26 protein-coding genes and 1 other RNA gene are annotated in these 25,771 nt (G+C 53.9%); 25 read left to right on the top strand and 2 right to left on the bottom strand.

Features of this window, described 5'->3' with window-relative positions:
• Nucleotides 1–2 precede the first annotated feature (2 nt).
• From V3851_RS02680 to rnpB, 14 genes are all read left to right on the top strand, one after another.
• Entirely contained in the window at nt 3–974 is a 972-nt protein-coding gene (locus tag V3851_RS02680) for a PhoH family protein (RefSeq protein WP_331844929.1), read from the top strand.
• Nucleotides 975–1,109: 135 nt separating this feature from the next.
• Entirely contained in the window at nt 1,110–3,401 is a 2,292-nt protein-coding gene (locus V3851_RS02675) for an HD family phosphohydrolase (RefSeq protein ID WP_331844928.1), read from the top strand.
• Entirely contained in the window at nt 3,373–3,870 is a 498-nt protein-coding gene (gene ybeY, locus V3851_RS02670; protein ID WP_331844927.1) for an rRNA maturation RNase YbeY, read from the top strand. Before V3851_RS02675 ends, ybeY begins: the two co-directional genes overlap by 29 nt.
• Before the next feature lies 1 nt (nt 3,871).
• Nucleotides 3,872–4,249 (top strand): diacylglycerol kinase family protein, encoded by a 378-nt coding sequence (locus tag V3851_RS02665; protein ID WP_331844926.1) that lies wholly within the window; start codon nt 3,872–3,874, stop codon nt 4,247–4,249.
• 27 nt (nt 4,250–4,276) lie between these two features.
• A complete protein-coding gene (locus V3851_RS02660; protein ID WP_414859245.1) occupies nt 4,277–4,690 on the top strand; it encodes a cytidine deaminase in 414 nt (137 codons plus the stop codon).
• A gap of 39 nt (nt 4,691–4,729) precedes the next feature.
• Entirely contained in the window at nt 4,730–5,632 is a 903-nt protein-coding gene (gene era / locus V3851_RS02655) for a GTPase Era (protein ID WP_331844925.1), read from the top strand.
• A gap of 113 nt (nt 5,633–5,745) precedes the next feature.
• Nucleotides 5,746–5,886 (top strand): YqzL family protein, encoded by a 141-nt coding sequence (locus tag V3851_RS02650; protein WP_331844924.1) that lies wholly within the window; start codon nt 5,746–5,748, stop codon nt 5,884–5,886.
• Between the two features lie 49 nt (nt 5,887–5,935).
• Nucleotides 5,936–6,685 carry a DNA repair protein RecO gene (recO, locus tag V3851_RS02645; protein WP_331844923.1) on the top strand — a complete coding sequence of 250 codons (750 nt, stop codon included), beginning with the start codon at nt 5,936–5,938 and terminating at the stop codon, nt 6,683–6,685.
• A 221-nt stretch (nt 6,686–6,906) separates the two neighbouring features.
• A complete protein-coding gene (locus V3851_RS02640; protein ID WP_331844922.1) occupies nt 6,907–7,368 on the top strand; it encodes a YaiI/YqxD family protein in 462 nt (153 codons plus the stop codon).
• A 43-nt stretch (nt 7,369–7,411) separates the two neighbouring features.
• Nucleotides 7,412–9,235 (top strand): DNA primase, encoded by a 1,824-nt coding sequence (gene dnaG / locus V3851_RS02635; protein WP_331844921.1) that lies wholly within the window; start codon nt 7,412–7,414, stop codon nt 9,233–9,235.
• A 45-nt stretch (nt 9,236–9,280) separates the two neighbouring features.
• Entirely contained in the window at nt 9,281–10,408 is a 1,128-nt protein-coding gene (rpoD, locus tag V3851_RS02630; protein ID WP_331844920.1) for an RNA polymerase sigma factor RpoD, read from the top strand.
• 190 nt (nt 10,409–10,598) lie between these two features.
• Entirely contained in the window at nt 10,599–11,369 is a 771-nt protein-coding gene (locus V3851_RS02625; RefSeq protein WP_331844919.1) for a tRNA (adenine(22)-N(1))-methyltransferase, read from the top strand.
• Nucleotides 11,345–12,460, top strand: a complete 1,116-nt coding sequence (locus V3851_RS02620) for a Nif3-like dinuclear metal center hexameric protein (RefSeq protein WP_331844918.1) — start codon at nt 11,345–11,347, stop codon at nt 12,458–12,460. The genes V3851_RS02625 and V3851_RS02620 overlap by 25 nt, the downstream gene beginning before the upstream one ends.
• A gap of 54 nt (nt 12,461–12,514) precedes the next feature.
• Nucleotides 12,515–12,921, top strand: an RNA gene (rnpB, locus tag V3851_RS02615) — RNase P RNA component class A.
• 72 nt (nt 12,922–12,993) lie between these two features.
• On the opposite strand, the gene V3851_RS02610 is transcribed toward rnpB, so the two are convergent.
• On the bottom strand, nt 12,994–14,889 hold the full coding sequence (locus V3851_RS02610) for a S8 family peptidase (protein WP_331844917.1): 1,896 nt from the start codon (nt 14,887–14,889) through the stop codon (nt 12,994–12,996).
• A 186-nt stretch (nt 14,890–15,075) separates the two neighbouring features.
• On the opposite strand from V3851_RS02610, the gene V3851_RS02605 reads away from it, so the two are divergent.
• The 6 genes from V3851_RS02605 (at nt 15,076) to thiI (ending at nt 19,943) form a co-directional block, all read left to right on the top strand.
• A complete protein-coding gene (locus tag V3851_RS02605; protein WP_331844916.1) occupies nt 15,076–15,573 on the top strand; it encodes a DUF3907 family protein in 498 nt (165 codons plus the stop codon).
• A 142-nt stretch (nt 15,574–15,715) separates the two neighbouring features.
• Nucleotides 15,716–15,943, top strand: coding sequence for a DUF1540 domain-containing protein (locus V3851_RS02600; RefSeq protein WP_331844915.1), 228 nt, complete (start codon nt 15,716–15,718; stop codon nt 15,941–15,943).
• A 255-nt stretch (nt 15,944–16,198) separates the two neighbouring features.
• Nucleotides 16,199–16,534, top strand: a complete 336-nt coding sequence (locus tag V3851_RS02595) for a hypothetical protein (protein ID WP_331845255.1) — start codon at nt 16,199–16,201, stop codon at nt 16,532–16,534.
• 159 nt (nt 16,535–16,693) lie between these two features.
• Complete coding sequence (locus tag V3851_RS02590) at nt 16,694–17,425, top strand: lytic transglycosylase domain-containing protein (RefSeq protein WP_331844914.1); 732 nt, start codon at nt 16,694–16,696, stop codon at nt 17,423–17,425.
• Between the two features lie 128 nt (nt 17,426–17,553).
• Nucleotides 17,554–18,708 (top strand): cysteine desulfurase family protein, encoded by a 1,155-nt coding sequence (locus V3851_RS02585; protein WP_331844913.1) that lies wholly within the window; start codon nt 17,554–17,556, stop codon nt 18,706–18,708.
• Nucleotides 18,705–19,943: a tRNA uracil 4-sulfurtransferase ThiI gene (gene thiI / locus V3851_RS02580; RefSeq protein ID WP_331844912.1), complete on the top strand. Its 1,239-nt coding sequence runs from the start codon at nt 18,705–18,707 to the stop codon at nt 19,941–19,943. The genes V3851_RS02585 and thiI overlap by 4 nt, the downstream gene beginning before the upstream one ends.
• Before the next feature lie 76 nt (nt 19,944–20,019).
• Here thiI and V3851_RS02575 read toward each other — a convergent pair whose 3' ends face one another.
• Nucleotides 20,020–20,727, bottom strand: a complete 708-nt coding sequence (locus V3851_RS02575; protein ID WP_331844911.1) for a TerC family protein — start codon at nt 20,725–20,727, stop codon at nt 20,020–20,022.
• A gap of 149 nt (nt 20,728–20,876) precedes the next feature.
• On the opposite strand from V3851_RS02575, the gene V3851_RS02570 reads away from it, so the two are divergent.
• The 5 genes from V3851_RS02570 (at nt 20,877) to V3851_RS02550 (ending at nt 25,758) form a co-directional block, all read left to right on the top strand.
• Nucleotides 20,877–21,536: a TerC family protein gene (locus V3851_RS02570; RefSeq protein ID WP_331844910.1), complete on the top strand. Its 660-nt coding sequence runs from the start codon at nt 20,877–20,879 to the stop codon at nt 21,534–21,536.
• A 164-nt stretch (nt 21,537–21,700) separates the two neighbouring features.
• Nucleotides 21,701–22,195, top strand: coding sequence for a hypothetical protein (locus V3851_RS02565; RefSeq protein WP_331844909.1), 495 nt, complete (start codon nt 21,701–21,703; stop codon nt 22,193–22,195).
• 177 nt (nt 22,196–22,372) lie between these two features.
• Nucleotides 22,373–24,214, top strand: coding sequence for a translational GTPase TypA (typA, locus tag V3851_RS02560; RefSeq protein ID WP_331844908.1), 1,842 nt, complete (start codon nt 22,373–22,375; stop codon nt 24,212–24,214).
• A 44-nt stretch (nt 24,215–24,258) separates the two neighbouring features.
• The gene (locus V3851_RS02555; protein ID WP_331844907.1) at nt 24,259–24,573 is read left to right on the top strand and encodes a YlaH-like family protein; all 315 of its coding nucleotides are present in this window, start codon (nt 24,259–24,261) and stop codon (nt 24,571–24,573) included.
• Nucleotides 24,574–24,669: 96 nt separating this feature from the next.
• On the top strand, nt 24,670–25,758 hold the full coding sequence (locus V3851_RS02550; RefSeq protein WP_331844906.1) for an LCP family protein: 1,089 nt from the start codon (nt 24,670–24,672) through the stop codon (nt 25,756–25,758).
• Nucleotides 25,759–25,771: the final 13 nt, after the last annotated feature.

Here is a 25,771-nt window from a genome sequence, read left to right as displayed (position 1 = left end):
ATTTGGCAGAACAACAACACAGTATAAAGATAACGCTGCAAAGCGCCGCGGAGGGCCTGTCTTTGTTCGGGCCGCAGGATATGTTTCTTAAGCTGATCGAACGGCACCTGAAGGCGGGGATCGTTCTGCGGGAGTCGGAAATCACGGTTCGCGGCGAAGAGCGCGAGGTAGAGCGGGTAGAGCAATTATTCGAGGTTCTGCTGGAGTTGATCCGCAACGGCTATATCCTTACCGAAAGAGACGTACTCTATGCGATCGAGCTCGCGAAGGAGCTTCGCGCCGATCAATTGCTTGATTTATATAAGGGCGAGATCGCGACGACCTACCGCGGCAAGCCGCTGCGGGTCAAAACGATCGGACAGAAGCATTATGTCACCACGATCCGCAAGAGGGATATCGTATTCGGGATCGGTCCGGCCGGTACAGGGAAAACGTATTTGGCCGTCGTCATGGCCATTACGGCTTTGAAGGAAGGGGCGGTCAAACGGATCATTCTGACCCGGCCGGCGGTCGAAGCCGGCGAGAGCCTCGGGTTTTTGCCCGGCGATTTGCAGGAAAAGGTTGACCCGTATCTCCGCCCGCTGTATGATGCGTTGTACGATGTGATGGGCCCCGACCAGACGGCGAAAGCGCTGGAGCGCGGCCTGATCGAAATCGCGCCGCTTGCTTACATGCGCGGCCGGACGCTGGACGATTCCTTCATCATTTTGGACGAGGCTCAGAATACGACCCCCGAACAGATGAAGATGTTCCTTACCCGGCTCGGGTTCGGTTCGAAAATGGTCATTACCGGCGATGTCACGCAGATCGATTTGCCGAAAGGGAAAAAATCGGGTTTGGTGGAGGCCAGAAACATTTTGGAACCTATCGAGGAGATCGGGTTCGTCTATTTTGCGGAGTCGGACGTCGTCCGCCATTCGCTCGTCCAGAAAATTATTGTCGCTTACGACCGTGCTGCTGAAAATCAGGGTTAATGATCCAGCCCCCGGCCCCTTTCCGATCGGGATTCGCATGCACCCGCATTCATGCCGTGCAATGCGTATCCCCGCAATGTGCAATCTGCAATAAAGGGTCCGTAGGGCTTTAAATTTTTCAGGAGGGCTGTCATTATGACCTCAAACGATCAACAAGGAAAAAGCAAATTTCAATCCAGAACGGCGGGATGGAAGCATAGCGCCACGGTTCGCTACGCCCTGTACGTGCTGCTTGTCGTGATGCTCTATATCAGCTTGTCTCCCAAGCTGCTGCCGGAAACTTACGATATCGCGGTCGGTTTGCCGAGCGACAAAGAGATTTTGGCCCCGATGGATATTCCGAATACGAAAGAGACGCTGAAAGCGCAGGAAGAAGCCGCCGAGAAGGTGGGGGAAGTGTATACCATTCTTCCGCTCCGCAATGAGGCGTTGGTAGGGCAATTGCTCGACCGGATTTTCAGACTGAATCAAGACGATCAGGTCGCGACGGAGGACAAAATCAACATCTACCGGGAAGAGCTGCCGCAGCGCGTCAAGGACCATGTGCAGAACTTTATCATGAACAACCGCAATTCGGCTACATATTCCAGCACGCTGTTTAAAGAAGTGACCGAAAAGGTAAACGAGCAGCAGTATCAAATCTCGGAGGAAACGTTTATTAAAATTCCGAAGCTTACCCCCGAGGATATCAATGAGATGAAGCCGGTGGCCGCGGATATCGTCGCGCGTCTGATGACCGATCAGATCGTCGATGCCCAAACGGCCCGGGCCAAGGTGGCCGAGATGGTCAGCACGAGCTCGCTGAGTAAGCGGATCTCCCGCGAAGTCGTTCAGGAGCTGGCGCGGCTGTCGATTACCGCCAACAAGTTTTACGATGAGGAAGCGACGAAAACGGCGAAAGTGGAAGCGCGCGAAAATACCCCTACCGTTTATATCAAGCAGGGGGATGTCCTCGTCGGAAAGGGCGAAAAAATTACCCAGGAAATGTACACGCTGCTGGAGAAGAACGGACTTTTGAAGGATGAGGTCAACTACTGGCCGCAATTCGGCCTAATTCTGTTGTCGCTGCTGATGGCGATCGGGCTGATTATGTTTATGCGCCAATCCGAAGGCGTGAGCCGGTTCAAATATAACAACTCCCAATTTGCCATGCTGCTGATGATTATTCTGATCACGATCGTGTCGATGCACATCATCGCGATTCTGCAGAACGAGCAGCGTCCGTACATCGGCTATCTGGCTCCGATCGCAACCGGAGCGATGCTGATCACGCTTCTGATTGATCTTTCTTTGGCCTATATCTGCTCCATATTGTTTAGTATATTGGCCAGTGTTATATTAAATGTCCACCAGGGACAAATTTTCGATTTCGAATTCGGATTTTTTACGCTGGTTATCTCGTTCGCTTCGATTTACGCAATCCACCGCGCCAGTCAGCGTTCGACGCTGCTGAAGGCCGGGATTATGATCTGCCTGTTCGGCTCGTTGTCGGTCTTTACGCTGATTGTACTCAACAACGACGGATTTACGGAATCGAATACCTTGTACGCGCTCGGGTTTGCGATTGCCGGCGGCCTTTTGACAACGATTCTCGTCATCGGGCTCATGCCGTTCTTTGAGGTCACGTTCGGTATTCTCTCCGCGCTGAAGCTGGTGGAGCTGTCCAACCCGAATCACCCGCTGCTGCGCAAGCTGCTGACCGAAACGCCGGGAACCTACCATCACAGCGTCATGGTCGGCAATTTGTCGGAGGCGGCCGCGGAGGCGATCGGCGCGGACGGACTGCTGTGCCGTGTGGGGTCCTATTATCACGATATCGGGAAAACGAAGCGCCCGAGCTATTTTATCGAGAACCAGAACAATATGGAAAATCCGCATGATTTCATCGATCCGAAGCTCAGCAAATCGATTATTATCGCCCACGCCCGCGACGGTGTCGAAATGCAGAAGGAATACAAGCTGCCGAAGCCGATCCGGGATATCGCCGAGCAGCATCACGGTACGACCTTCCTGCATTACTTCTATCACAAAGCGCTGACTTTGGCGGAGGAGCAAGGGGTGGAACCGGATTTTACCGAGGATGATTTCCGTTATCCCGGCCCCAAGGCGCAATCGAAGGAAGCCGCGGTGGTCGGCATCGCCGATAGTGTGGAAGCCGCGGTCCGTTCGCTGCGCCAGCCGACGGTCGAACAGGTGGAAACGATGATCGAGAAGATCATCAAGAGCCGTCTCGACGACCACCAGTTCAACGAATGCGATTTGACCATGCGGGAGCTTGATGTGATTGCCCAGACATTGAAGGAAACGGTAATGGGCATTTTCCATTCCCGGATCGAATATCCGGAACAGATGAAAAAGACGAAAAGCAATGACGAGAAGGATAGGGGGCTTGATGTGAATGGGTCTAAGTCTAGCTTGGAACAATGAGCAGGAAATCATGGAGATCGGTGAAGATTTGATCGGGCTGTTGGAGCAATTGCTGCAAAAGGCGGGCGAAGCCGAGGGGATCGAGGAAGGAGAGGTCGCCCTGACGTTCGTCACCGATGAGGCGATTCATGAATTGAACCGGGATTACCGCGGGATCGACCGGCCGACGGATGTGTTGTCGTTTGCGATGAACGAGTCGCTGGACGAGGAAATGGATATCGTGTATGAACTCGAGGAAGGCGAGGAGCTCGACGATCTGACCGATGTGCTCGGGGATATCATTATTTCCGTAGAGCGCGCAAAGGTCCAGAGCGAAGAGTACGGCCATTCGCTTAACCGGGAAATCGGATTTTTGTTTGTGCACGGATTTTTGCATCTGCTCGGTTACGATCATCAGGATGTGGCGAGCGAGAAGGTTATGATGGGAAAACAGGAAGCCGTGCTGGCGCAGGTCGGCCTAGTCCGTTGATATGAAGACCCGGAGAAATTGGGGCTCCGTTTTCCGGGATGCCTGGAACGGCATTTGGTCGTCGCTGAAAAGCGAGCGGAATTTGCGGATTCATGTCCTGGCCGCGGTCATCGTGTTGCTGGCGGCGGCTTTTTTCCGTCTGCCGGTCCGGGATGTGGCGCTTCTCTTGCTTGTCATCGCTTTAGTCATCACGGCGGAACTGATCAATACCGCCATCGAAGCTGCGGTTGATCTGGCGGCTCCGGAATGGCACAGATTGGCCAAAATCGCCAAGGATGCCGCGGCCGGAGCCGTTCTTGCCGCCGCGGCTTTCGCCGTCGTCATCGGCATTATGTTATTCTATGGCCCGGTCATGGCATGGCTCGGCTGGGGACCATGATTCAAACACGAGGGAGATGGAGATAAGATGAGTATAGATTCCAGCGCATTGCTGCAGGAAGCGATCAAAGCCAGGGCCTCGGCATACATACCTTACTCCGGTTTCGGGGTCGGCGCGGCCCTGCTGGATCAGGACGGTCACGTCCACCATGGCTGCAATATCGAAAACGCGGCGTACGGCCCGACGAACTGCGCCGAACGGACGGCGGTGTTCCGGGCGATTGCCGACGGGCTCAAGCCGGGCATGTTCAAGGCGATCGCGGTCGTCGGCGATACGGAGGAACCGGTCGCCCCTTGCGGCGTTTGCCGCCAGGTGCTGGTTGAACTGTGCGGGCCGGATATGCCGGTCTTTCTCGGCAATCTGAAGGGAGACATCCGCGAAACGACGGTCGGGGAATTACTGCCGTACTCTTTTAATTCTTCGGCCCTAAAAGACAAATAATAATCCGTAAAAACTACATGCACGGAAAGGAACAGCATCATGGCAAAAAATAAATTCAAGTCCGGATTTGTGGCCATCGTCGGCCGGCCGAATGTAGGCAAATCGACCTTGATGAATCACATTATCGGCCAGAAAATCGCGATCATGTCCGATAAACCGCAAACGACCCGGAACAAAATTCACGGGGTATATACCTCCGAAGAGATGCAGGTCGTATTCCTCGATACGCCGGGGATTCATAAGCGCCAGTCCAAGCTCGGCGATTATATGAACACGACGGCGCTCAACACGCTGGGCGAAGTGGAGGCCGTCCTGTTCCTGGTGGATACCGCGGAAGGTCTTGGCGGCGGCGACCGTTTTATTATCGAACGGCTCAAAGGGATCCGGACCCCGGTCATTCTCGTGCTCAACAAAATCGACAAGGTCCAGCCGGAAGAGCTGCTGCCGATCATCGAGGAATACCGGAAGCTGTACGAATTTGCGGAAATCGTGCCGATTTCGGCCAAGCTGGGCAACAATGTAAATACCCTGCTTGAGCAGATCGGCAAGTATTTGCCGGAGGGCCCGCAATATTATCCGGAGGATCAAGTTACGGACCATCCGGAGCAGTTTGTGTGCGCGGAGCTAATCCGCGAGAAAATTCTGCATTTGACCCGGGAGGAAGTGCCGCATTCCATCGCCGTGACCATCGAGGATATGCGCGTGGAGGACAATGGCGTCGTCTACATTTCGGCGGTCATCTTTGTGGAAAGGGATTCGCAGAAAGGCATTATCATCGGGAAGCAGGGTTCGCTGCTGAAAGAAATCGGCAAGCTGGCCAGACAGGATATCGAGAACCTGCTCGGATCGAAAATTTTCCTTGAGCTGTGGGTAAAGGTGAAAAAGGATTGGCGCAACCAGGAGCGGATTTTGCGGGATTTGGGGTTCCATAAGGACGCCTGACCCCCGGCTTCGCGTTTTATACTGGGAGTTATTGCAACGAATACTTCGCGTCCGACCGTACATCCTATTCTTTGAACATGCAGGCGTCATTTCCGAAGAAAGGGTGAATACGAATGCGAGATTTTTCGTGGAAGTATTTTGCGATGACTGGAGATGTCGATGCTTATTTGTTATACAAAGAAGCCTGCGGCACATGCGAGGAGGAGGCCGCGGCGGCGGAAGAGCTTCCGCTTGAGGAAGAGCAAGCCGAGTAAATCGGCACGAATTTTTTATCGAATCAAGGCTAGGCTTGGGGGAAGAGACATGCTTTACAGGGTGGAAGGAATCGTCATCCGCAGCATGGACTACGGCGAGGGGAACAAGATTATCACGCTGTGTACGGAAGCCCACGGAAAAATCGGGGTGCTGGTGCGCGGAGCGAAAAAAGTAAAAAGCCGCCATGCTGCGCTGACCCAGCTATTTACCTTCGGAGAATATGTGTTTTATCGTCAAAACAGCGGGCTCGGCACGCTGAATTCCGGTGAGATTATCGAATCTCACTTTTCTTTGCGTGAAGACCTTTATCTTGCCGCCTATGCTTCCTATGCCTGCGAATTGCTGGATAAAGTGCTGCAGGACGAGGAAGTCGGCAGCTTCTGGTTCACCCAATTAAGGGCTTGTCTGGACGCACTCTCGGCCGGAAAAGATCCGCAGATCGTCATCCATCTCTTCGAAATGAAAATTTTGCAGGCGGCCGGATACGGTCCTTCGTTCGACAGCTGCATCTCCTGCGGACGCGTCGACGATTCGCTTGCGGTCAGCCCGCGGTTGGGAGGAAAATTGTGCCGCGCTTGCCGGCATCACGATCCTGCGGCGATGCAAGTCTCGCCGGGAACGTACAAGCTCTTGTCCCTTTTTGAAAAAGTGGACCTGCGCAGATTGGGAAATATAGAGGTGAAGGATGCTACAAAAGCGGAGCTGAAATCCGTGATGCGAGCCTTTAACGATATGCAGCTTGGGCTCAAGCTCAAATCCCGTCAATTTTTGGATCAGTTGGACAAATACGAAATTTGACGAATTTTAGAAAATCATCTATCATTAATTAGTATGTCTCAATGTTAAGGAATTTTCTGCGTTGAAACCAACGCTTCGCAAATCAAGTAGGGTTGAACCGTGGGATAACCTCTCGCCCCTACGTCTGACAGCAGGCGTAGGAGCGGGGGGTTTTTGCGTATGCTCCCGTCTTCGGAATCATCGCTTTGGGTATAATTGATAGATAGAAAGGCGGGAGTAAGATGACAGCGCGGATCGTCGTGGACGGGGACTCCTGCCCCGTCAAGAATGAGATTATCATGGCCGCCGGACAATTTAATGTCCCTGTTCTTATGGTTTCATCTTATGACCATGTACTTAGCGGGAGCGATGGCGTGGAGGTCGTGCAAGTGGACCGCAGCCAGCAGAGCGCGGATTTGTACATAGCCAATCATATCGGGAAGGGCGATATCGTCGTTACCCAGGATTATGGTCTGGCGGCGCTGGCGATTGCCAAATCTTGTAAGGGGTTGTCTCCCCGGGGCGATATGTTCCATGCCGGGAATATCGATTATTTGCTGGAGCGCCGCCACGCCCATGCGAAGGCGCGGCGCGGAGGCCGGTACGCCAAAGGGCCCAAGCCCTTTACGGACGAGGACCGGAGCCGTTTTACAGGAGTGTTGCTAAAACTTTTGCGAGATATGCAGGAGAATGTACAATTTTAGCGAATTATTATTTACGTGTCTAAGAAAGATGAAGGTGGTTTAGATGAGTACCGGACGAGGAAATATTCCGGAGGAAGTCATCGAGGCAGTCTTGCGGCAGCATGATATCGTCGACACGGTCGGCAGGCACGTTCATCTGACTAAACAGGGCAAGTATATGAAGGGGCTTTGTCCGTTTCACTCGGAGAAAACCCCCTCTTTTACGGTGACGCCCGAACGGCAAATATTTCATTGCTACGGCTGCGGCAAAGGCGGGAACGCCATCAAATTCAGGATGGAAATCGAAGGATTGACTTTTCCCGAAGCCGTAAGAATGATGGCCGAGGAGGCGCATATCCCGTTTGATTTCGGGACGGCGGGCCAGGGAGGCCAGCCGCGCAATCTCGAATTGGAGCAGCAGCTGCAAGCCCACGAATGGACGGCCAAACTGTATCATTTCCTGCTAAAAAACACGGAGCACGGTAAACCGGCCATGGAATATCTGAAGGCCAGAGGCTTTACCGACAAGGCGATCGACACGTTCCAAATCGGCTATGCGCCGGCGCGTTGGGATACGCTCGTCCAGTTTCTGGAGAAGCGTTCCTTTGATCTGGGAACGATGGAGAAGGGCGGCTTGATTTCCGCAAAGCAGGACGGTACGGGCTATGTCGACCGTTTTCGGGATCGCGTTATTTTCCCGCTCCATAACAGGAACGGCAAAGTGATTGCTTTCGCCGGAAGGGTGCTCGGGGACGGGCAGCCCAAGTATTTGAACTCGCCCGAAAGCAAGCTGTTCAGCAAGAGCCGGACACTGTACAATCTTCATCAGGCCAAGTCGGAGATTCGCAAATCCCGGCAATTCGTTCTGTTCGAAGGTTACGGCGACGTGATAAGCGCTTGGGAAGCGGGCGTTCACAACGGGATCGCCACAATGGGCACCGCATTGACCGACAGCCATGCTTCGATGATGCGGGGGCTTGCCGATGAGGTGATTGTCTGCTACGACGGCGACAATGCGGGACAAGCCGCAGCGCTCAAGAGCATTCCGATTCTGGAGGAACTCGGATTCACCGTGAAGATTGCCCTGCTCAGCGAGGGGCTGGACCCCGATGAGTTTATTCGGAAGTACGGGCCGGAGCGGTTTAAACACCAGGTGTTGGATGGAGCTGTTTCATCCGTCAAATTTAAGCTTATATATCTGAAAAAAAACCATATACTGCTAGAGGAAGACGGAAAGGTCGCATACATCAAAGAAGCGCTCGAAGTGATAGCCCCCTTGCCGTCGCCGACAGAGCGGGAAATTTATTTGAAGGAATTGTCCGCCGACCTCCAGGTCTCGTTTGACAGCTTGAAGCAGGAGTGCAACGAAATGCGCCAGGCTATGCAAAAAAAGAGCCCTGCAGGGGATAATAAGGCCAAAAGGTGGAATAATGGTAGGCATAAAAAGGGGCAGGCCTCGATGCCGGTTCTTATGCCCGCTTATCATGTCGCGGAACGCAGGCTGCTTTCCTTTATGCTTCAGGACGATGAAGTCGCACGATACGTGGGCGAGCGTCTGGGAGACAGCTTTAACATCGATGATCATGCAGCGATTGCTGCTTATCTATACGCCTATTACGCGCAAGGAAAACCGCCGGATGCCAGCATGTTTATCTCTTCGCTTCAGGATGAACGGCTGGAGCAAACCGTGATTTCCATCGCTATGATGGATACTCCGGGAGCATGGAGCACCCAGGAACTGGACGATTGCATCAGGGAAATCCGGAAGGTGCCGCTGCTCGCACAGATCAAGGCGAAGAAGGAAGAAATGGTTTCGGCCGAACGGGCCGGGGATTTTTTGCGTGCGGCACAGATTGCAAGTGAGATTATTGCCCTAGAGAGACAGTAACGAGGAAGGATTTTTCGAATCGTTCTAGGGAGGAGGGAGCCAGGTATGACGAATGATCAGCATACAGAACTAGAAACGGAACTAACCCTGGATCAGGTCAAGGACCGTCTGATTGAGCAAGGCAAGAAGAGGTCTTCGCTTACGTATAAAGAAATTATGGAGAAGCTGTCACCATACGAGCAGGACCCCGAGCAAATGGACGAGTTTTTTGAACATTTGGCCGATCTTGGGATCGATATTACGAACGACAGCGATGAAGAGCACCATAGCGGGAATAACGATGAAGATAATGAATCGAGCGACGACTATAGCTTTGACGATGATCTGACACTGCCTCCCGGAATTAAAATCAACGATCCGGTACGCATGTACCTCAAAGAGATCGGCAGGGTGCCGCTGCTTACCGCCGAGGACGAGATGGAGCTGGCTAAACGGATCGAGAACGGCGACGAGGAAGCGAAGCGCCGCCTGGCCGAAGCCAATTTGCGGCTCGTGGTCAGCATCGCCAAACGCTACGTGGGACGGGGCATGCTGTTCCTCGATCTGATACAGGAAGGCAATATGGGCCTGATTAAAGCGGTCGAGAAATTCGACCATAAAAAAGGCTTCAAATTCAGCACCTATGCCACATGGTGGATCCGGCAAGCCATTACCCGGGCGATTGCCGACCAGGCCAGAACGATCCGGATCCCGGTGCATATGGTCGAGACGATCAATAAATTGATCCGGGTTTCCCGCCAATTGCTGCAGGAACTCGGACGCGAACCTACGCCGGAAGAAATCGCGGCGGAGATGGATCTCAGCGTCGAGAAGGTCCGCGAGATCATGAAGATTGCCCAAGAGCCCGTATCGCTTGAGACACCGATCGGCGAAGAAGACGATTCCCATCTGGGCGACTTCATTGAGGACCATGAAGCGTTGGCGCCTGCCGATGCGGCCGCTTACGAGCTTCTTAAAGAACAACTTGAAGATGTTCTTGATACGCTGACGGAACGCGAGGAGAACGTTCTTCGCCTGCGTTTCGGACTGGATGACGGCCGAACGAGAACCTTGGAGGAAGTCGGCAAGGTATTCGGCGTAACGCGGGAGAGAATTCGCCAAATCGAGGCGAAGGCGCTCCGCAAGCTGCGTCATCCCAGCCGCAGCAAACGGCTGAAGGATTTTCTCGAATAGCTAGACTTATGGGCCTTCTGCAGCCAAGCAGCAAGGTCTTTTTTTCAGGATGAAGAAGAGAGGCTTCTTTCTTTTGGAATTATTTCCTGCTTTTTCTTTATTGTTTTTTATTTTAGCTTTTTTGGCGGGGCAATGCAAATAAGGGGCTCCGCTAATTTCCGACTAGAAAAACGGTGGAGTTGGTATGTACATGAAACTTTCAGCTAGATTACAGCTTATCGCGGACCGGATTCCGCCCGGTTGCAGGCTTGCGGATATCGGGTCGGACCATGCGCTGCTTCCCGTTTACGCGGTTCGGCATGGACTCGCCTCGTTCGCCGTAGCCGGCGAAGTGAACGAAGGCCCGCTGGAGGCGGCAAAACGACAAGTCGCCGAGGCGGGGGAGGGCGGTCGCGTGTCCGTGCGCAAGGGCGACGGCCTGGCGGTGATTGAGCCCGGCGAAGTCGATTGTATCACCATCGCCGGCATGGGCGGTGCCCTGATCGTTTCGATTTTGACGGCCGGGGCAGGCAAGCTGGAGGGCGTTTCCCGGCTGGTGCTTCAGCCGAATGTCGGCGAAGATACGGTACGCCGCTGGCTGCTGGAAAACGATTGGTATTTGGCGGAGGAAACGATCGTTGAAGAAGACGGCAAAATCTACGAGATTCTTACGGCGGATCGGACGACGGATGCACCGGCCTTAAATGAGCAATTATATCGGGAGCGCCCTCTTCATGACGAAGCCGGCGAAGCGGTCGTTCTGACCAAAGAGCTGTTATTAATGATGGGCCCCTGGCTGACCCGGCAGCCCGCCCAAACCTGGTTTGCCAAATGGGAGATGGAATTGGACAAGCTGGAGAAAATCCGGCGGTCGGTAGCCGCCTCCAAGCAAGGGGCGGCTAGAGAGAAAGAGGAGCAACTAAAAACGGTGTTAGGCCGGCTTAAGGAGGTATTGGCATGTTTGCGAAAGGTCAAACCGTAATACAGTACATGGAGCAATTGGCTCCAAAGCACGTGGCCATGGAGGATGACCGGATCGGGCTGCAGCTCGGCAGCCTGCAGAAGGAAATCACGGGCGTCCTCACCGCGCTCGATGTCAATGAAGCGATCGTGGACGAGGCCATCCGGCTCGGCGCGAATCTCATCATCGCCCATCATGCGATCATCTACCGCCCGCTCCGCAATCTGCAGGTGGATACGCCGATGGGCAAAGTATATGAGAAGCTAATCAAGAACGATATCGCCGTCTATGTGGCGCACACGAACCTGGACGTAACCGAGGGCGGGATGAACGACTGGATGGCCGAGGCGCTGGGGATCGAGGCGAGCGCGTCCGTGGAGGATATTCACACGGACCATCTCTTCAAGCTGGTCGTATTCGTGCCGAAGGATCATCATCAGCAGGTGCTTGATGCCGTTCTAAACGCCGGCGCGGGGGCGATCGGCAATTACAGCCACTGCAGCTTCAATATCGAAGGCTACGGGACGTTTGTGCCCGGCGAGGGCACCGACCCCTACATCGGCAAGCAAGGGCGGATGGAGAAGGCCGAGGAAATCCGGATTGAAACGATCGTTCCGCAGAGCATCCGCAGCAAGGTGATTCAGGCCATGCTCAAGAGTCACCCTTATGAAGAGGTCGCCTATGACTTGTACCCGATGGACCTGAAGGGGCGGACGTTCGGGCTCGGCAGAGTGGGCAAATTAAGCGAGCCGGTCACCTTGCGGCAGTTTGTGGAGCGGGTGAAAGAGAAGCTGGAGGTTCCAAACGTGCGCGTTGTCGGCGACTTGGACCGGACGCTCAAGAAGGCCGCGGTCATTGGCGGTTCGGGAGGAAGATACTGGAGCACGGCGATGTTTCGGGGCGCGGACGTGCTCGTCACCGGCGATATCGATTATCATACCGCCCAGGACGCACTGATGGCGGGTCTAACGCTGATCGACCCCGGCCACAACGCCGAGAAAATCATGAAAGCGCGGGTTGCCTCCTGGCTGGAGGAGAAGCTTTCGGAAAACAAATACACGACCAAGGTATATGCTTCCAAGGTTGACACGGAACCGTTCGTTTTCCTTTAGTTTCTACTTGTGCTTAAGCGGCAATGCCTGTTATACTATCAAGTGTTGCTCTCGAAAGTTTGACAGACAATCGCCGGCGGCCTAATAAGGCCGCGGGAGGAAAGTCCGGGCTCCATAGGGCAGGGTGCTGGATAACGTCCAGTCGGCGCGAGCCGAAGGATAGTGCCACAGAAACGGACCGCCGATGGCCGCTGCAAAGCGCGCACAGGCAAGGATGGAACCGAGGTGTAAGAGACCCCGAGGAACGCTGGTGACTTCGTTCCTGGTAAACCCCACCTGGAGCAAGACCTAATGGGACGCGGCTTCTTAGCGAAGCAGCCTTAGCCCGAGGCGCGTCCGGGTTGGTCGCTGGAGCCGTACAGCAATGTGCGGCCTAGATAGATGATTGTCGCTCATAGCGGGAGGGTAGTTCCCGTTATACCGCGAAGAGTACAGAACCCGGCTTACGGCAAACTTTCATCACTGCAACCCATGTATAGCTAATAAAAATGAAAAACGGTTGGACGAATGGCCTTGGCCTCGTCCAACCGTTTTTATTTGATTTTTTCCAGAATCTCGTTGATTTTACGCTGCATGGACTGCGGCCAGAGTTGGAGAGGCGAGCCGTTGCCTCCCGCCGCTTCCAGAGCGGAATAAACGTCGATCTGCCCGTATCCGAAATATTTGTCATGCCCCGGATCGCCGAGATCGATCACATTGTCGCGGATGATATCCATGACTTCGGTATTTTTCAGCTCAGGGTTGATCGAGCGGATCAACGCCGCCAGCGCCGTGACATGGGGGGTCGCCATCGACGTGCCGGACAGGGCGGCATATTGGTTGTCGGGATAGGTACTGGCGATGCTTTCCCCCGGCGCCATCACATCCACGTAATCGCCGTAGTTGGAGAAGGAGGCGCGTTGAAGATTGTAGTCCGTCGCCGAGACGGACAGCACTTCAGGATAGGCGGCGGGATACCCGGGGCGTTCCGTGTTATCGTTACCGGTTGCCGCGATCAGCACGACATCGCGGTCAAAAGCGTACTTGACCGCCTCATGCAGAAATTGGGCGTCCGCGTAATTACCGAGGCTCATATTTATAACTTTGGCCCCGTGATCCGTAGCCCAAATAATCCCCTGGGCGACCGAATAAGTCGTTCCCGAACCTGTGCTGTCCAACGCTTTGACCGGAAGGATTTTGCCTCCCCACATCATGCCGGCGATGCCTTCGGTGTTGTTGACGTTGGCCGCGATGATTCCGGCGACATGGGTGCCGTGTCCGACGTCATCGGCGGGAGTGTCGCCCGGTGCGACCACATTATATCCTTCGAGCAGCCTGCCCTGAAGGTCGGGATGCTTCGTATCTACGCCTGTATCCACCACCCCGACAATCACGTCATTGCTGCCCTTGGACAGCCTCCAGCCCCGATTGGTCTCAATGATCGGCAAGTTCCACTGATATTCCGAAAACAGCAGATCATTGGGGATTTCCGGACTGTCTCCGGTCAAAAAACCCGTGTCATCCCCGGTTGCGTCATTCGTCAAATAGAGATAGTGGGGCTCCACGTAATTCGGTTTCCAATGTTTTTTGAAGTAATCCCGAAGCTGCTCCATACTCATGGTTTCCGAATGAAAAATATAAGTATTGCCAAGCTTCCGCGCCGGATCGCAGTGAAGATGGGCTTCAATGGATTTCATCTCGCTGGTGGAAGGAGCCTTGGCAAAAGTGACGACGATTTCGTTCTCGTAGTAATGGCTGGCCTTTTCATTGTCATGGCCCGTTTTGACGGTGATATCCTTCAAGGTGTCGGCATGCACCGATTCCACCTTGTATTTGCCTTCCTTCGGATAGGGGATGAGGCGCAAATTTTTGTGCTGATGCTCCTGCACCCGCTTTAGGATGCCGATATCCATCACGCCGATCATTCCTTTTTTTTGGCCTTTCGCGGGCTCCGCGGCGACAAAGTATTTCGGATTCCCCTGCGGGAAGCAAGGGGATTCATAAGCTTGGCCTTTGAGCAGAGCCTTGCGGGCAAAGCTTAAATAGCTTTCCAGCTGTTTCTCCTCGCTTCCCGATAGCTCGAACTTGCTTCCGCGAAATTCCCGCTCCCCTTTGTCCGAAAACCAGCGGATCGACGGGAATTGTTTATGATCCTTTTGCAGATTGGTCGCGTCCTGAGGCAATTTCCCGTCCGGTGCGGCGGCATACTTGGTTGCCAGGGTCCGCAGATGCTGTTTGGCATCCAATCTGGCCAGCCTTTCGGTCGCGGTCATATCATGCCGCAGCATGGTTTGCTTCAGCTTCTGCTCCTGGGACGGTCCAAGCCCCGCTTTGCTCCCCGCTTGCTGCCGGACCGCAGGGGGCGTATTGCCGCCGTCCGGAATCAGGGTGTAGAGCGTTGCGGCGGCTATCCCCATCAGACCGAGCGCGGCCCATCTTTGCCATCTCATATGGCATCCTCCTTTGCGCGTTGTCACGATAGGGATATAATGAGGCAAAAAGGATGCTTTTATTCTTAAAACCTTAGTGTCAAGGATACCGCTTTCAGCCGTTTTGTGATAATATGATACCGTCGTTAAGGACAACTATAAAGTGCCGGAAGCGGAACGGCTCACGGGAGAAGGAGAATTGTTAGCATGCCACAAGCGAACATCCAGCAACTGTGCGTTACAGCGAAAGAAAATTTAAAAACCGCGATTTCCAGAATTGAAGCCTTTTTGAATCAGACAACGTTGCCACAGCTAACCGAAGGACAGGACGAAGAGGCGGTTCTCTTTTATCGGAGATTTTTGTCCGATCTGCGGCAATTGCTTGTTTTCTGCGAAGTGTGCGAAGAGAAACTGGGCATCGTGCTGCGCCGCGGAACATTCGATCCGGAGTCGGCCGAGAAGACGCTTTATCATGTTTATCACGATTGCGTGAACCGCTTTTTTTATCCGAAACACGAAAGCTATTCCGAAGACGGCCGGTATGCTTACACAGGTCAGGATGCCATCCGGTTCCGCAAGAAACCGGTGCGCGCGGTAAGGGATGTCATTTTGGACGTCACCAAGCTGTTCGAAGAGCTGCGGGATGATTTGACATATTACGAAAGCAATTACTTAACCGAGCTGCGGATGCGCCAGCCCAAATAACATCGTGTTCGGCGCAAGCCGAAGTGACATAGCAATCCCAAGAGAGATGCCGTGAAGGCATCTTTTTTTGTATCGAATTTACAGTGTAAAGCCCGCATAGAGCCAAACCGGACCGGGGAAAATGAACTGTGAGGTGATCATAATGCCAAACGGGGACAAACCCATAGTTAAATGCAGCGTATCGAATTGTACCTATTGGGGCGATAAGAACGTCTGCAACGCCGATTTAATCATGATCGACATCGATCAGCACGCAAGCCGGGTTTACAACGCGGAATTTGCCGGGGAGTCGTTTGATACCGGCCACCAGGATACCGCCGAATCGTCTTCCGCCACATGCTGCCATACTTTTAAGCCGAAATCATCGTAACCTGTTAAGCCAAATTCAGGAGGTGCTGTGATGACTGATCATCCGAAGGAAAACCAAGACCATCCCGTGTCCTCTAATAACCGGATCGATTATCCGCGAAAAGCCCATCGGGAAGAATACGCTGCAGAAGTAACGCCGCAAAAAAACCATCGGGAAGAATACGCTGCAGAAGTAGCGCCACAGAAAAACCATCGGGAAGAATACGCTGCAGGAGTAGCGCCGCAGAAAACCCATCGGGATAAATACGCGACCGAAGTGGCGCCGCGGAAAACCCATCGTGAGGAATATGCCGCCGAAGTGGCACCGACTCCTGTCGTAAGCAGAGATGTGCGGAAGGAAGATCGCCACGATGGAGAGCAAGGGGTGAAACAGTCCGACGCCGGTGAGACGGCGGGACGGACGGTCGGATATGTTGGTGTAGGCTTGGGAATCGCATCGCTGTTTATGTGGTCTATCATTCTGGGGCCTTTGGCGGCAGTTCTCGGTTTTTACGCCTACAGCCAAGGAAGTAAAACAACGGGTGCCTGGGGGATCGGTCTGGGCGTTGTAGCGACTTTGAGCTATTTTGTTCTTATTCCGTTCACGCGTTAATCCGGTCGTTTGCAAGGCTGGCGTCCTTGATGACGTCGGCCTTTTTCGTCGTATTATCTTTCACATTTCGGCAAATTTATGATAATGGGTGGTCAAGCCTGCGGACATAATGGTAAAATGGCATATATACCTAATTGAATGGGGATAAGGAGTAAAGCCATGCAAATTGATCCGCGCACCACGGGGCAGTTAATCCAGCTTCAGACGCTGAACAGCATCGATTTACAGGGAAACGAAACAGGGAGAACCACTTCGGCCACCGACGGCTCCCTGTTTGACATATTGCTTCAGGAGATGATGACGGCGGAAGGCAGTGCCGACACTGAAGATTTGATCGGCAATCTTTCGTTGTCCCAGCTCAATTCGGGAACGGCTTACGAAAGTCTGTTATGGCAGACTTTACCGAGCGTTTCTGGAGATGCGGCTTCCGCCCTTTCGGAAATTGACGCCGGGATTTCACCTTATGCGCCCACGATCCGCGGCGATCTGAACGCTTTGATCCTCGAGGCCAGCAGGAAGTACGGCGTGCCGGAGAGCCTGATCAAAGCCGTGATCGAAACCGAGTCCTCCTTTAATCCGGAGGCCGTTTCGGGGGCAGGGGCCAAGGGCTTGATGCAATTGATGGACGGGACGGCATACGGACTCGGCGTCACCGATCCGTTCGATCCGGCGCAAAATATCGACGGAGGCACCCGCTATCTGTCCTCCCAGCTCAAGCGTTTCGGGGGAGAGAACACCGCGCTTGCCGCTTATAACGCCGGACCCGGAACACTGCAAAGGCTGGGCATTTCCAATGACCAGGAATTGATGGACAAGCTTCATATGTTGCCGAAGGAAACACAGCAATACATTGCCAAGATCGCCGCGGCGCGTATGAAGTATGAAATGTAAAGAAATGACTTAAGCCTGTGCAAAAGATCAAATGGGAAACGCTCGGCTTTTCGAATGACCGCGTTTTCTTTTGGTCTTTTTTAATGGAAAAAACCAGAAATTTTATCAAGGCTCGAGGGGGGAATACAATGAAATATTTTGACCATGCGGCTACGACGCCTCCCTACGACGAGGTAACGCGAACGATTGCGGAAGTGATGTCGCGCCATTACGGCAATCCTTCGTCACTGCACCGCCTCGGGGAAGAGAGCAGCAAGCTGCTGCGCAAAGCGCGTGAGGTGTGCGCGCAGGCGATGGACGTCAAGCCGGGCGAAATCGTGTTTACCTCGGGAGCGACCGAGAGCAACAATATGGCGATCAAGGGCGCCACGCTTCAATATGCGGGCCGCGGCAAACATCTGATCACCACGGCGACGGAGCATCCGTCGGTGTTTGAATGCTGCAAACAATTGGAGCAGCTGGGCTGGGAAGTCACTTACCTGCCGGTCAACTCGGAAGGGCAAGTCACGGAGCGGCAGGTGGAAGAGGCCTTGCGCAAGGATACGGTGCTGGTGTCCGTCATGCACGTCAATAACGAGACGGGGGCGGTTCAGCCTGTGACCGCGATCGGCGGCATGCTGAAGGAGAAGCACCCGCGCGTGCTGTTTCACGTCGATGGCGTGCAGGGATTCGGGAAGGTTCCGCTGCAATTGAATAATAGCGGCATTGATTTATACAGCCTGTCCGCGCACAAAATAAAGGGACCGAAAGGCATCGGTTTGCTATACGTTCGCGAGGGCGTTTCCCTGTTTCCGCTGCTGGCCGGCGGAGGTCAGGAGGAGGGGAGACGCTCCGGCACCGAAAATATCCCGTACATCGTCGGCTTCTCCAAAGCGGTGCGCCTCGCCAAGGAAGGCGAACGCGAGCGGCAGGCAAGGCTGAAACAGCTAAAGGCGGAGCTCGTACGGGGAATTAAGGCAATCCAGGAGCTGACGCTGAATTCCGTCCCGGAAGGCGCGCCTCATATCGTGCATTTTTCCTATCCCGGCATGAAGGCCGAAGCCCTGCTGCACATGCTTGAAGAAGAAGGCTTCCTGGTGTCGACCCAATCGGCCTGCTCCTCGAAGAAGGCCGAGCCGAGCCGGGCGCTGCTGGCGATGGGCAAGGGGGCGGAGGCGGCCGCCTCCGGCATCCGGATCAGTTTGGGAGAAGAGCATACGGAAACCGATATTAGCGATCTGCTGAAAGCGCTGGACAAGTGCGTCCGGCGCCTGCAGAATTTAAAGGGAGAGAGAAAGTCATGACATCCTGCGATATGCTGCTGCTTCGTTTTGGAGAAATTACGGTCAAAGGAAAGAACCGTTCCCGCTTTGAAAAGGCGGCGTTATCCCATGTGAAATCGCTGCTGCGGCCGTACCCGGCCGCCAAGGTGATTCATGAATTCGGACGGATCTATGTCGAATTGAACGGGGAGCCGGCGGAGAACATTATTGATGCGCTGAAAAATGTGTTCGGCGTCACCTCGATCAGCCCGGTGAAGGTCGTTCCGTCGGAGCTGGAGGCCATTGTGGCGGGCGCGATTGAATTTGTCTCGGCCATTTGTCCGGGGCCGGAAGCAACAACCTTCAAAGTGAGCGCCCGCCGGGTGTGGAAGCCTTTCGCTCACGGTTCACAAGAGATGAATAAGCTTGTGGGGGGCCCGGTGTTGAAGGCCAGTCCGCATCTGAAAGTCGATGTCCATCATCCCGAACTGGAGCTGCATGTGGAAATCCGTGAGCGGAGGACTTACCTTTACTCCAAGGTCATCCCGGCTGCCGGCGGTTTTCCGCTCGGTACGAACGGCAAGGCCATGCTGCTGCTTTCGGGCGGAATCGACAGCCCGGTCGCGGGATGGTCGGCCATGCGCCGGGGACTGGAAATAGAATGCGTGCATTTTCACAGCTATCCGTTTACCAGCAAAATGGCCGAGGAGAAAGTGATCGATCTGGCGAAAGTGCTGTCCCGTTATTCCGGGCAAATCAAGCTGCATCTCATTCCGTTTACGGAGATTCAGACGGTTCTGGCCGGAACGGGACAGGATAATTTGATCATTACGCTGATGCGCCGGGCGATGCTGCGAATCGCCTCGATGCTGGCCGAGCGCAACGGAGCGCTGGCGCTCGTTACCGGCGACAGTCTGGGTCAGGTGGCCAGCCAGACGCTGGCGAGCATGAACGTCATCGGACGCGTCACCGAGCTGCCGCTGTTGCGGCCGCTTGTAATGAGCGACAAGGAAGAGATCATCGGGCAGGCCAAGAGAATCGGCACCTATGATCTGTCGATTTTGCCTTATGAGGATTGCTGTACGCTGTTCGTGCCGAAATCACCGAGCACCAACCCGAATCTGCATATTGTCGAGCGGATCGAAGCGAGCCTGGCCGGCCTGACCGGAATGCTGGAAGCGGCCGTTGAAGGCACGGAAACGCTGGTGATCAAGCCTCACGAGCCGGTGCAAAGGAAAGCGGGCGACGAGGCGGAAATCAAAGAGGACTGGTTTTAAAAAACAAAGATCGCTCCGGCCTGATCCTTATAGGATCGGTTGGGGCGATCTTTTGCATTGTATGGTGTTCCTTTGTTTAACGAGTTGCCGGATGAGACTTCCGCTCCTTCTCTTCCTTGTTCTTCTCCCGCTGTTTCTTCCGGTAGCCGGCATACAGAACGCCGACGATGACAATGGCGATAAATAGCCAGCGAAGCACGGGGTTGTCCGCAAAGAAGGAAATAAAATGCGGCTCCTCGGTAATCATATGAGCCGCCGTATAAGCCAATACCGCCGCGCCTACGTAAGAAATCCAGGGAAACAAGCCGAGCAGCTTGATGAACAACGTGCTGCCCCATACCACGATCGGAACACTGATGAGCAGGCCGATGACCACAAGCACCATATGTTGTCCTGAAGCGCCCGCAACGGCGATCACGTTGTCCAGGCCCATCGCCGCATCGGCGATGACGATGGTCCGGACCGCGGCCCAAAGCGAGTCCTTTGCCTCGATGGTATCATGCGAACCGTCGTCGGCCAGCACTTTATAGGCGATGAATACGAGCAATAATCCGCCCACGGCGAGCAGCCAAGGGATTTTAAGCAGCCAGACGACCACGAGCGTCGCCGCAATCCGCAATATAACGGCACCGCCGGTACCGTAAAGAATCGCTTTCTTTTGAATGGTCTTCGGAAGCTTCCTCGCCGCCATTCCGATGACGATGGCATTGTCTCCGGCCAAGATCAAATCGATAAAAATGATATTGAGCAGAGAGAGAAAAAATGTTGCACTAAAAAAATCCACATATGTCACTTCCTCTTAAGGCGTATATACGTATTAACTCACTAAAAAGATTCATTTGTCCAGTCATTTTCATGCACAAATTTTTTGCAAACGCCGAATAAGCATAGCTTGGCCCCTTGGATCATACATGTATAAAAGGGGGGATAAGCGTGGATCAGTTGCTACTGCTGTCGGAAATCCTGATTATCAATTTGGTGCTGAGCGGAGATAACGCCTTGGTGATCGCCATGGCCAGCAAGGATCTGCCCTTGAAGCACCGCAAGCAGGCCGTTTGGTGGGGGGCGCTCGGTGCGGTGCTGCTGCGCTGCGTCTTGACCTGGATCGCAGTAATCCTGCTGAAAATTCCGTTTATTCAAGCGGCCGGCGGCTTGCTGCTGGCCGCTATCGCATTCAAGCTGTTGATGCCCCATGAGGAATCCTCACGGGTTGAAGAAGCGGGTACAGTGTGGCGGGCGGTTCAAACGATCCTTGCCGCCGATTTCATTATGAGCCTGGATAATGTGCTTGCCATCGCCGCGCTGGCCAAAGGGGATCTCGCCATCCTGGTGATCGGCATCGCGATCAGCATCCCGATCGTCATTTGGGGCAGCAACCTGATCGCGGACCTGCTGCGGCGCCTGCCGGTGCTGACCTACGTGGGAGCCGGCATTCTCGGATACACGGCCGGCGACATGCTGCTGCATGATCCGAAGCTTGGAGGGATGCTACAGGCGACCCTTCCGTCTTTGGCGGGAATACTCCCGGCCGCGCTGGCCGCGCTCGTTATTATGTTCGGGTGGATCAAAAAATATAACGCCGGCCGAGGTTAATCCGTACAAGCCTTAACCTTACGGGGAAAGTCAAAAAATCACTTCTTCCCACAGGGGAGAGAGTGGTTTTTTGCGCTGTTTTCATTTAAACTGATAACTAGAAGGGAATGTCGTAATTTGCCTGACGCCCGTCCCTCATTGTCATCTGGAAGGTGTGTGATGAAATGTCCGACAACAACAAGCTTACGACCGGAATCGTCATTCTGGCTGCCGGGATAATCATCCTGCTTGGGAAACTGGGTGTATTCAGTTTTCTTGGAAAGGCACTATGGCCGCTGCTGCTGCTGATACCGGGCATTGTGTTCCACCTGTGGCATTTTTGGAGGAAGGGTCCGTCCGAGCTGCTGCTTCCCGGAGGGATTCTGGTCGTTTACAGCATTTTGTTCTTTATCGCCAACTTTTGGGGCTGGAGTACATTCAAGTATACTTGGCCCGGGTTGATCCTGGGGATCGCAATCGGTCTGTACGAATATGAACGGTTCTCCCCCACCCGTCAAAACGGCGTTCTGATCACCGCGGGTATTTTGGGAGCGGTATCCGTTATCCTGTTCGGAATCACACTCTTCTCTCATGCGGTTATTTATTTGCTGGCCGCAGCGCTTATTATCGGCGGAATCTGGCTGATCGCGGCGAGGGGAAAAACTCGGCGCGGCTGGTGAATGTTTGCCAAGTTCTTGAATTTCTTTAAATTTTGCGTATAATATAAGGGATATGTTCAAGCGTCGGGTTGTCCAAATCTCCGACGCTTGTTTTATGGATTTTCAATCTAGGTAACCAGTAGCTACACAGGCTTTTCAGAATAAAGAAACAGAGACGAAAGGATATGGAGAAAACCAATGCATGAAAGAAGTAATATTCGCAACATTGCCATTATTGCTCACGTAGACCACGGCAAAACGACGCTTGTCGACAAACTGCTCCAGCAATCCGGAATTTACCGGGAAAACGAGGCTGTTCAGGAACGCGCGATGGATTCCAACGACCTGGAACGGGAACGCGGGATTACCATTTTGGCCAAAAATACCGCCATTACGTATAAAGATTATTTGATCAACATCGTGGATACACCGGGACACGCCGACTTCGGCGGCGAGGTTGAACGGATCATGAAGATGGTTGACGGGGTGCTCTTGGTCGTCGACGCTTACGAAGGCTGCATGCCGCAGACCAAATTCGTGCTGCGCAAAGCGCTTGAGCATCAATTGACGCCGATCGTGGTCGTCAACAAAATCGACCGTCCGGCGGCGCGTCCGGCCGAAGTCATCGACGAGGTGCTCGACCTGTTCATCGAGCTCGACGCAAACGATGAACAGCTTGAATTCCCTGTTGTCTATGCATCGGCATTGAACGGTACATCAAGCCTTGATCCCGACAAACAGGACGACAATATGCTCTCCCTGTATGAAACGATCATCGACCATATCCCGGCGCCGACGGAAAAAGTCGACGAGCCGCTGCAATTCCTGGTCACTTTGATGGACTATAACGAGTACCTGGGCCGGATCGCGATCGGCCGCGTCAACCGCGGCGTAATCCGCCAAGGACAATCCGTAGCGGTCATGACGCGCGACGGCAGCAAGAAGTCGGCCCGCATCGAGAAGCTGTTCGGCTTTTCCGGCCTGCGCCGTGTGGAGATCGACGAAGCGGGCGCCGGGGATATCGTGGCGATCGCCGGTATCAAGGATATTAACATCGGGGAAACGATCGCCGATCCGAACCATCCGGAAGCTTTGCCGGTACTGAAAATCGACGAGCCGACCTTGCAGATGACCTTCCTCGTCAACAACAGCCCGTTTGCCGGGCGCGAGGGGAAATGGGTGACTTCCCGCAAGCTGCGGGAACGGCTGCTTAAAGAGCTGGAAACCGATGTTTCGCTGCGCGTTGACGAAACGGACAGCCCGGACGCGTTTATCGTGTCGGGACGCGGCGAGCTGCATCTCGGGATTCTGATCGAAAACATGCGCCGCGAAGGTTATGAGCTGCAAGTGTCCAAGCCGGAGGTTATCGTTAAAGAGATCGACGGCAAGAAGATGGAACCGATCGAACGGCTGCTGATCGACATCCCCGAGGAAAGCATGGGCGCCGTGATGGAAAGCCTTGGCTCGCGTAAAGCGGAAATGGTCAACATGATCAATAACGGAACCGGCCAGGTGCGGCTGGAATTCCTGATTCCGGCCCGCGGCCTGATCGGATACACCACGCATTTCCTCACGTTGACCCGCGGCTACGGCGTCATGAACCATGCGTTCGACAGCTACGGACCGCTCGTTGGCGGCCAAGTCGGCGGACGCCATGAAGGCGTGCTCGTTTCGAGCGAAAACGGCGTGTCCACGCTGTACGGCATTCTGTCCATCGAGGACCGCGGGATTCTGTTCGTCGAGCCGGCCACGGAAATTTACGAGGGCATGATCGTCGGGGAACATACCCGCGACAATGACATTGTCGTAAATATTTGCAAAGAGAAGCAATTGACGAACGTTCGCTCGGCGACGAAGGACGAGACGGTCAAAATGAAAACACCGCGGCTGTTCTCCCTGGAACAGGCGCTGGAATATCTGAACGACGACGAATACTGCGAAGTTACGCCGAAGTCGGTTCGCCTGCGCAAAAAAATTCTCAACAAGAGCGAACGCGAACGGGCCGAAAAACATCGCAAAATGTCGGAAGCCAATCTATAATTAAATAATAAACGATAACGATGATGGCGAAGGAGGGACCCGCCTTGCAGGCATGGTTTGCGCAAAATCCGGTTATATCCTATATTCTTATTTTTGTGCTTGTGATTTTCGTGTACAACAAAGTGTTCCGAAGCGGGCAGAAGCTGCCGCTGCTGAAGGAGATCATTTTATACCTGCTGATGGCGATCGGTTCATTCCTTCTGCTCATTTTCCAAATCGACAAGCTGCCGATCATTCAATGTCTGCTCGTAGCGGTGGTTTTGATGCTGATGGTTCGCATCCGTTATTTCGTGGAAGGACGCCGGAAACGCAAGGAGAATGCTGCTTCCGGGCCGTCCGCCGTGAACAAGCAGGACTAAGCTTTCTGCCTCTGTTCCGGAATTTGTAACTTTGAGCGGCTTATTTTCGTCATTATTCATGCGGCTTAATCCAGATGAAATTAGGTGTTAAGATTTATGAGTTCCAATAACAGCGGTTTGCCTCCACGGGGGAAAAACCAAAGAACGGCACCAAGAAGTTCCGGTTCGAAAAAGAAGAAAAAGAAATCCGGCGGAAAAACCTTTTTGAAGGTGCTGCTGAGCATCATTATATTGGCTGTGATCGGCACGGGAGCTTATATCGGTTTCCTGTGGCTGACGCTCGACAACGTGATCGACGACACGGGAACCTCGGCGAATGTGGCCCCGGAGAAATCGGCCAAGGTCAAACCGCTCACCATGCTGCTCCTCGGTACGGATTACCGTAAAGAGACCGGCACGCATTTGAGCGACGTGATCATGGTTATCTCGATGAATCCGGACACGAAATCGGCCACCGTGGTCTCGCTGCCGCGGGATACCAAGTTTGAAATGGACGGTTACAAAACGAACAAGCTGAACGCTTTCTATCCGAATTTCCTCGCCGCCGAGAAAAAATCGGGCATTCCTGCCGAGGAAGAGATGAAAACGATGATGAGCAAATACTTCGGCCTAACGATCGATTACGTTACCGTCATCAATTTTCAGGGCTTCCGCGATGTCGTTGACTCCCTGGGCGGTGTAGACGTAAACGTGGACGCGAATATGTGTTACCGCGATACCGCGGACGGCACGGATATCAATCTGAAGGCCGGACCTCAGCATCTGAACGGCGAAGACGCGCTCGGTTACGTCCGCTACCGGAAGTCCAACTGCTCTCCGAAGACGAAGGCCTCGGACGATTTCGACCGCAACCGTCGTCAGAACGAGGTGCTGCACGCTTTGATCGATCAGGCGAAATCCCTGAACGGGGTTGTCGGAGCGGGCAAAGTCATCGAGTCGGTCGGGAAGAACATGGAGACGGATCTCGAATCCAAACAGATGAAAAATATGATTTCCGCCTACTGGAGCATCTCCAAGGAAAATGTAGAATTTGTCCCGGTGACCGGGGCATGGAAGAGTCCTTACGTTTACTTGAACGAGGACGAGTTCGAAGCCGCTAAGCAGGCGCTGAAAGACGAGCTCGCCGGAACCAAAGCGCCGGCCGGATCGGATGATGCGGGGGAAGGCGAACAAGCAGGCAACTGACGATTGAAGGCAA

The organism is Paenibacillus haidiansis (assembly GCF_036553665.1).
Classification (GTDB): domain Bacteria; phylum Bacillota; class Bacilli; order Paenibacillales; family Paenibacillaceae; genus Fontibacillus; species Fontibacillus haidiansis.
Note: the sequence above shows the minus strand (reverse complement) of the source record. Positions and strands in the feature narration are given on the sequence as shown.

Bases quoted from the DNA above. Each gene is read 5' to 3' on its own strand.
- V3851_RS02590 (WP_331844914.1), top strand. From the start codon at position 16,694: ATGCAAATTGATCCGCGCACCACGGGGCAGTTAATCCAGCTTCAGACG.
- V3851_RS02565 (WP_331844909.1), top strand. From the start codon at position 21,701: ATGTCCGACAACAACAAGCTTACGACCGGAATCGTCATTCTGGCTGCC.
- rpoD (WP_331844920.1), top strand. From the start codon at position 9,281: ATGACGAATGATCAGCATACAGAACTAGAAACGGAACTAACCCTGGAT.
- V3851_RS02550 (WP_331844906.1), top strand. From the start codon at position 24,670: ATGAGTTCCAATAACAGCGGTTTGCCTCCACGGGGGAAAAACCAAAGA.
- V3851_RS02605 (WP_331844916.1), top strand. From the start codon at position 15,076: ATGCCACAAGCGAACATCCAGCAACTGTGCGTTACAGCGAAAGAAAAT.
- V3851_RS02665 (WP_331844926.1), top strand. From the start codon at position 3,872: ATGAAGACCCGGAGAAATTGGGGCTCCGTTTTCCGGGATGCCTGGAAC.
- V3851_RS02625 (WP_331844919.1), top strand. From the start codon at position 10,599: ATGAAACTTTCAGCTAGATTACAGCTTATCGCGGACCGGATTCCGCCC.
- V3851_RS02675 (WP_331844928.1), top strand. From the start codon at position 1,110: ATGACCTCAAACGATCAACAAGGAAAAAGCAAATTTCAATCCAGAACG.
- V3851_RS02660 (WP_414859245.1), top strand. From the start codon at position 4,277: ATGAGTATAGATTCCAGCGCATTGCTGCAGGAAGCGATCAAAGCCAGG.
- recO (WP_331844923.1), top strand. From the start codon at position 5,936: ATGCTTTACAGGGTGGAAGGAATCGTCATCCGCAGCATGGACTACGGC.
- V3851_RS02600 (WP_331844915.1), top strand. From the start codon at position 15,716: ATGCCAAACGGGGACAAACCCATAGTTAAATGCAGCGTATCGAATTGT.
- V3851_RS02610 (WP_331844917.1), bottom strand. From the start codon at position 14,889: ATGAGATGGCAAAGATGGGCCGCGCTCGGTCTGATGGGGATAGCCGCC.
- dnaG (WP_331844921.1), top strand. From the start codon at position 7,412: ATGAGTACCGGACGAGGAAATATTCCGGAGGAAGTCATCGAGGCAGTC.
- V3851_RS02585 (WP_331844913.1), top strand. From the start codon at position 17,554: ATGAAATATTTTGACCATGCGGCTACGACGCCTCCCTACGACGAGGTA.
- ybeY (WP_331844927.1), top strand. From the start codon at position 3,373: ATGGGTCTAAGTCTAGCTTGGAACAATGAGCAGGAAATCATGGAGATC.
- V3851_RS02620 (WP_331844918.1), top strand. From the start codon at position 11,345: ATGTTTGCGAAAGGTCAAACCGTAATACAGTACATGGAGCAATTGGCT.
- V3851_RS02650 (WP_331844924.1), top strand. From the start codon at position 5,746: ATGCGAGATTTTTCGTGGAAGTATTTTGCGATGACTGGAGATGTCGAT.
- typA (WP_331844908.1), top strand. From the start codon at position 22,373: ATGCATGAAAGAAGTAATATTCGCAACATTGCCATTATTGCTCACGTA.
- era (WP_331844925.1), top strand. From the start codon at position 4,730: ATGGCAAAAAATAAATTCAAGTCCGGATTTGTGGCCATCGTCGGCCGG.
- V3851_RS02640 (WP_331844922.1), top strand. From the start codon at position 6,907: ATGACAGCGCGGATCGTCGTGGACGGGGACTCCTGCCCCGTCAAGAAT.
- thiI (WP_331844912.1), top strand. From the start codon at position 18,705: ATGACATCCTGCGATATGCTGCTGCTTCGTTTTGGAGAAATTACGGTC.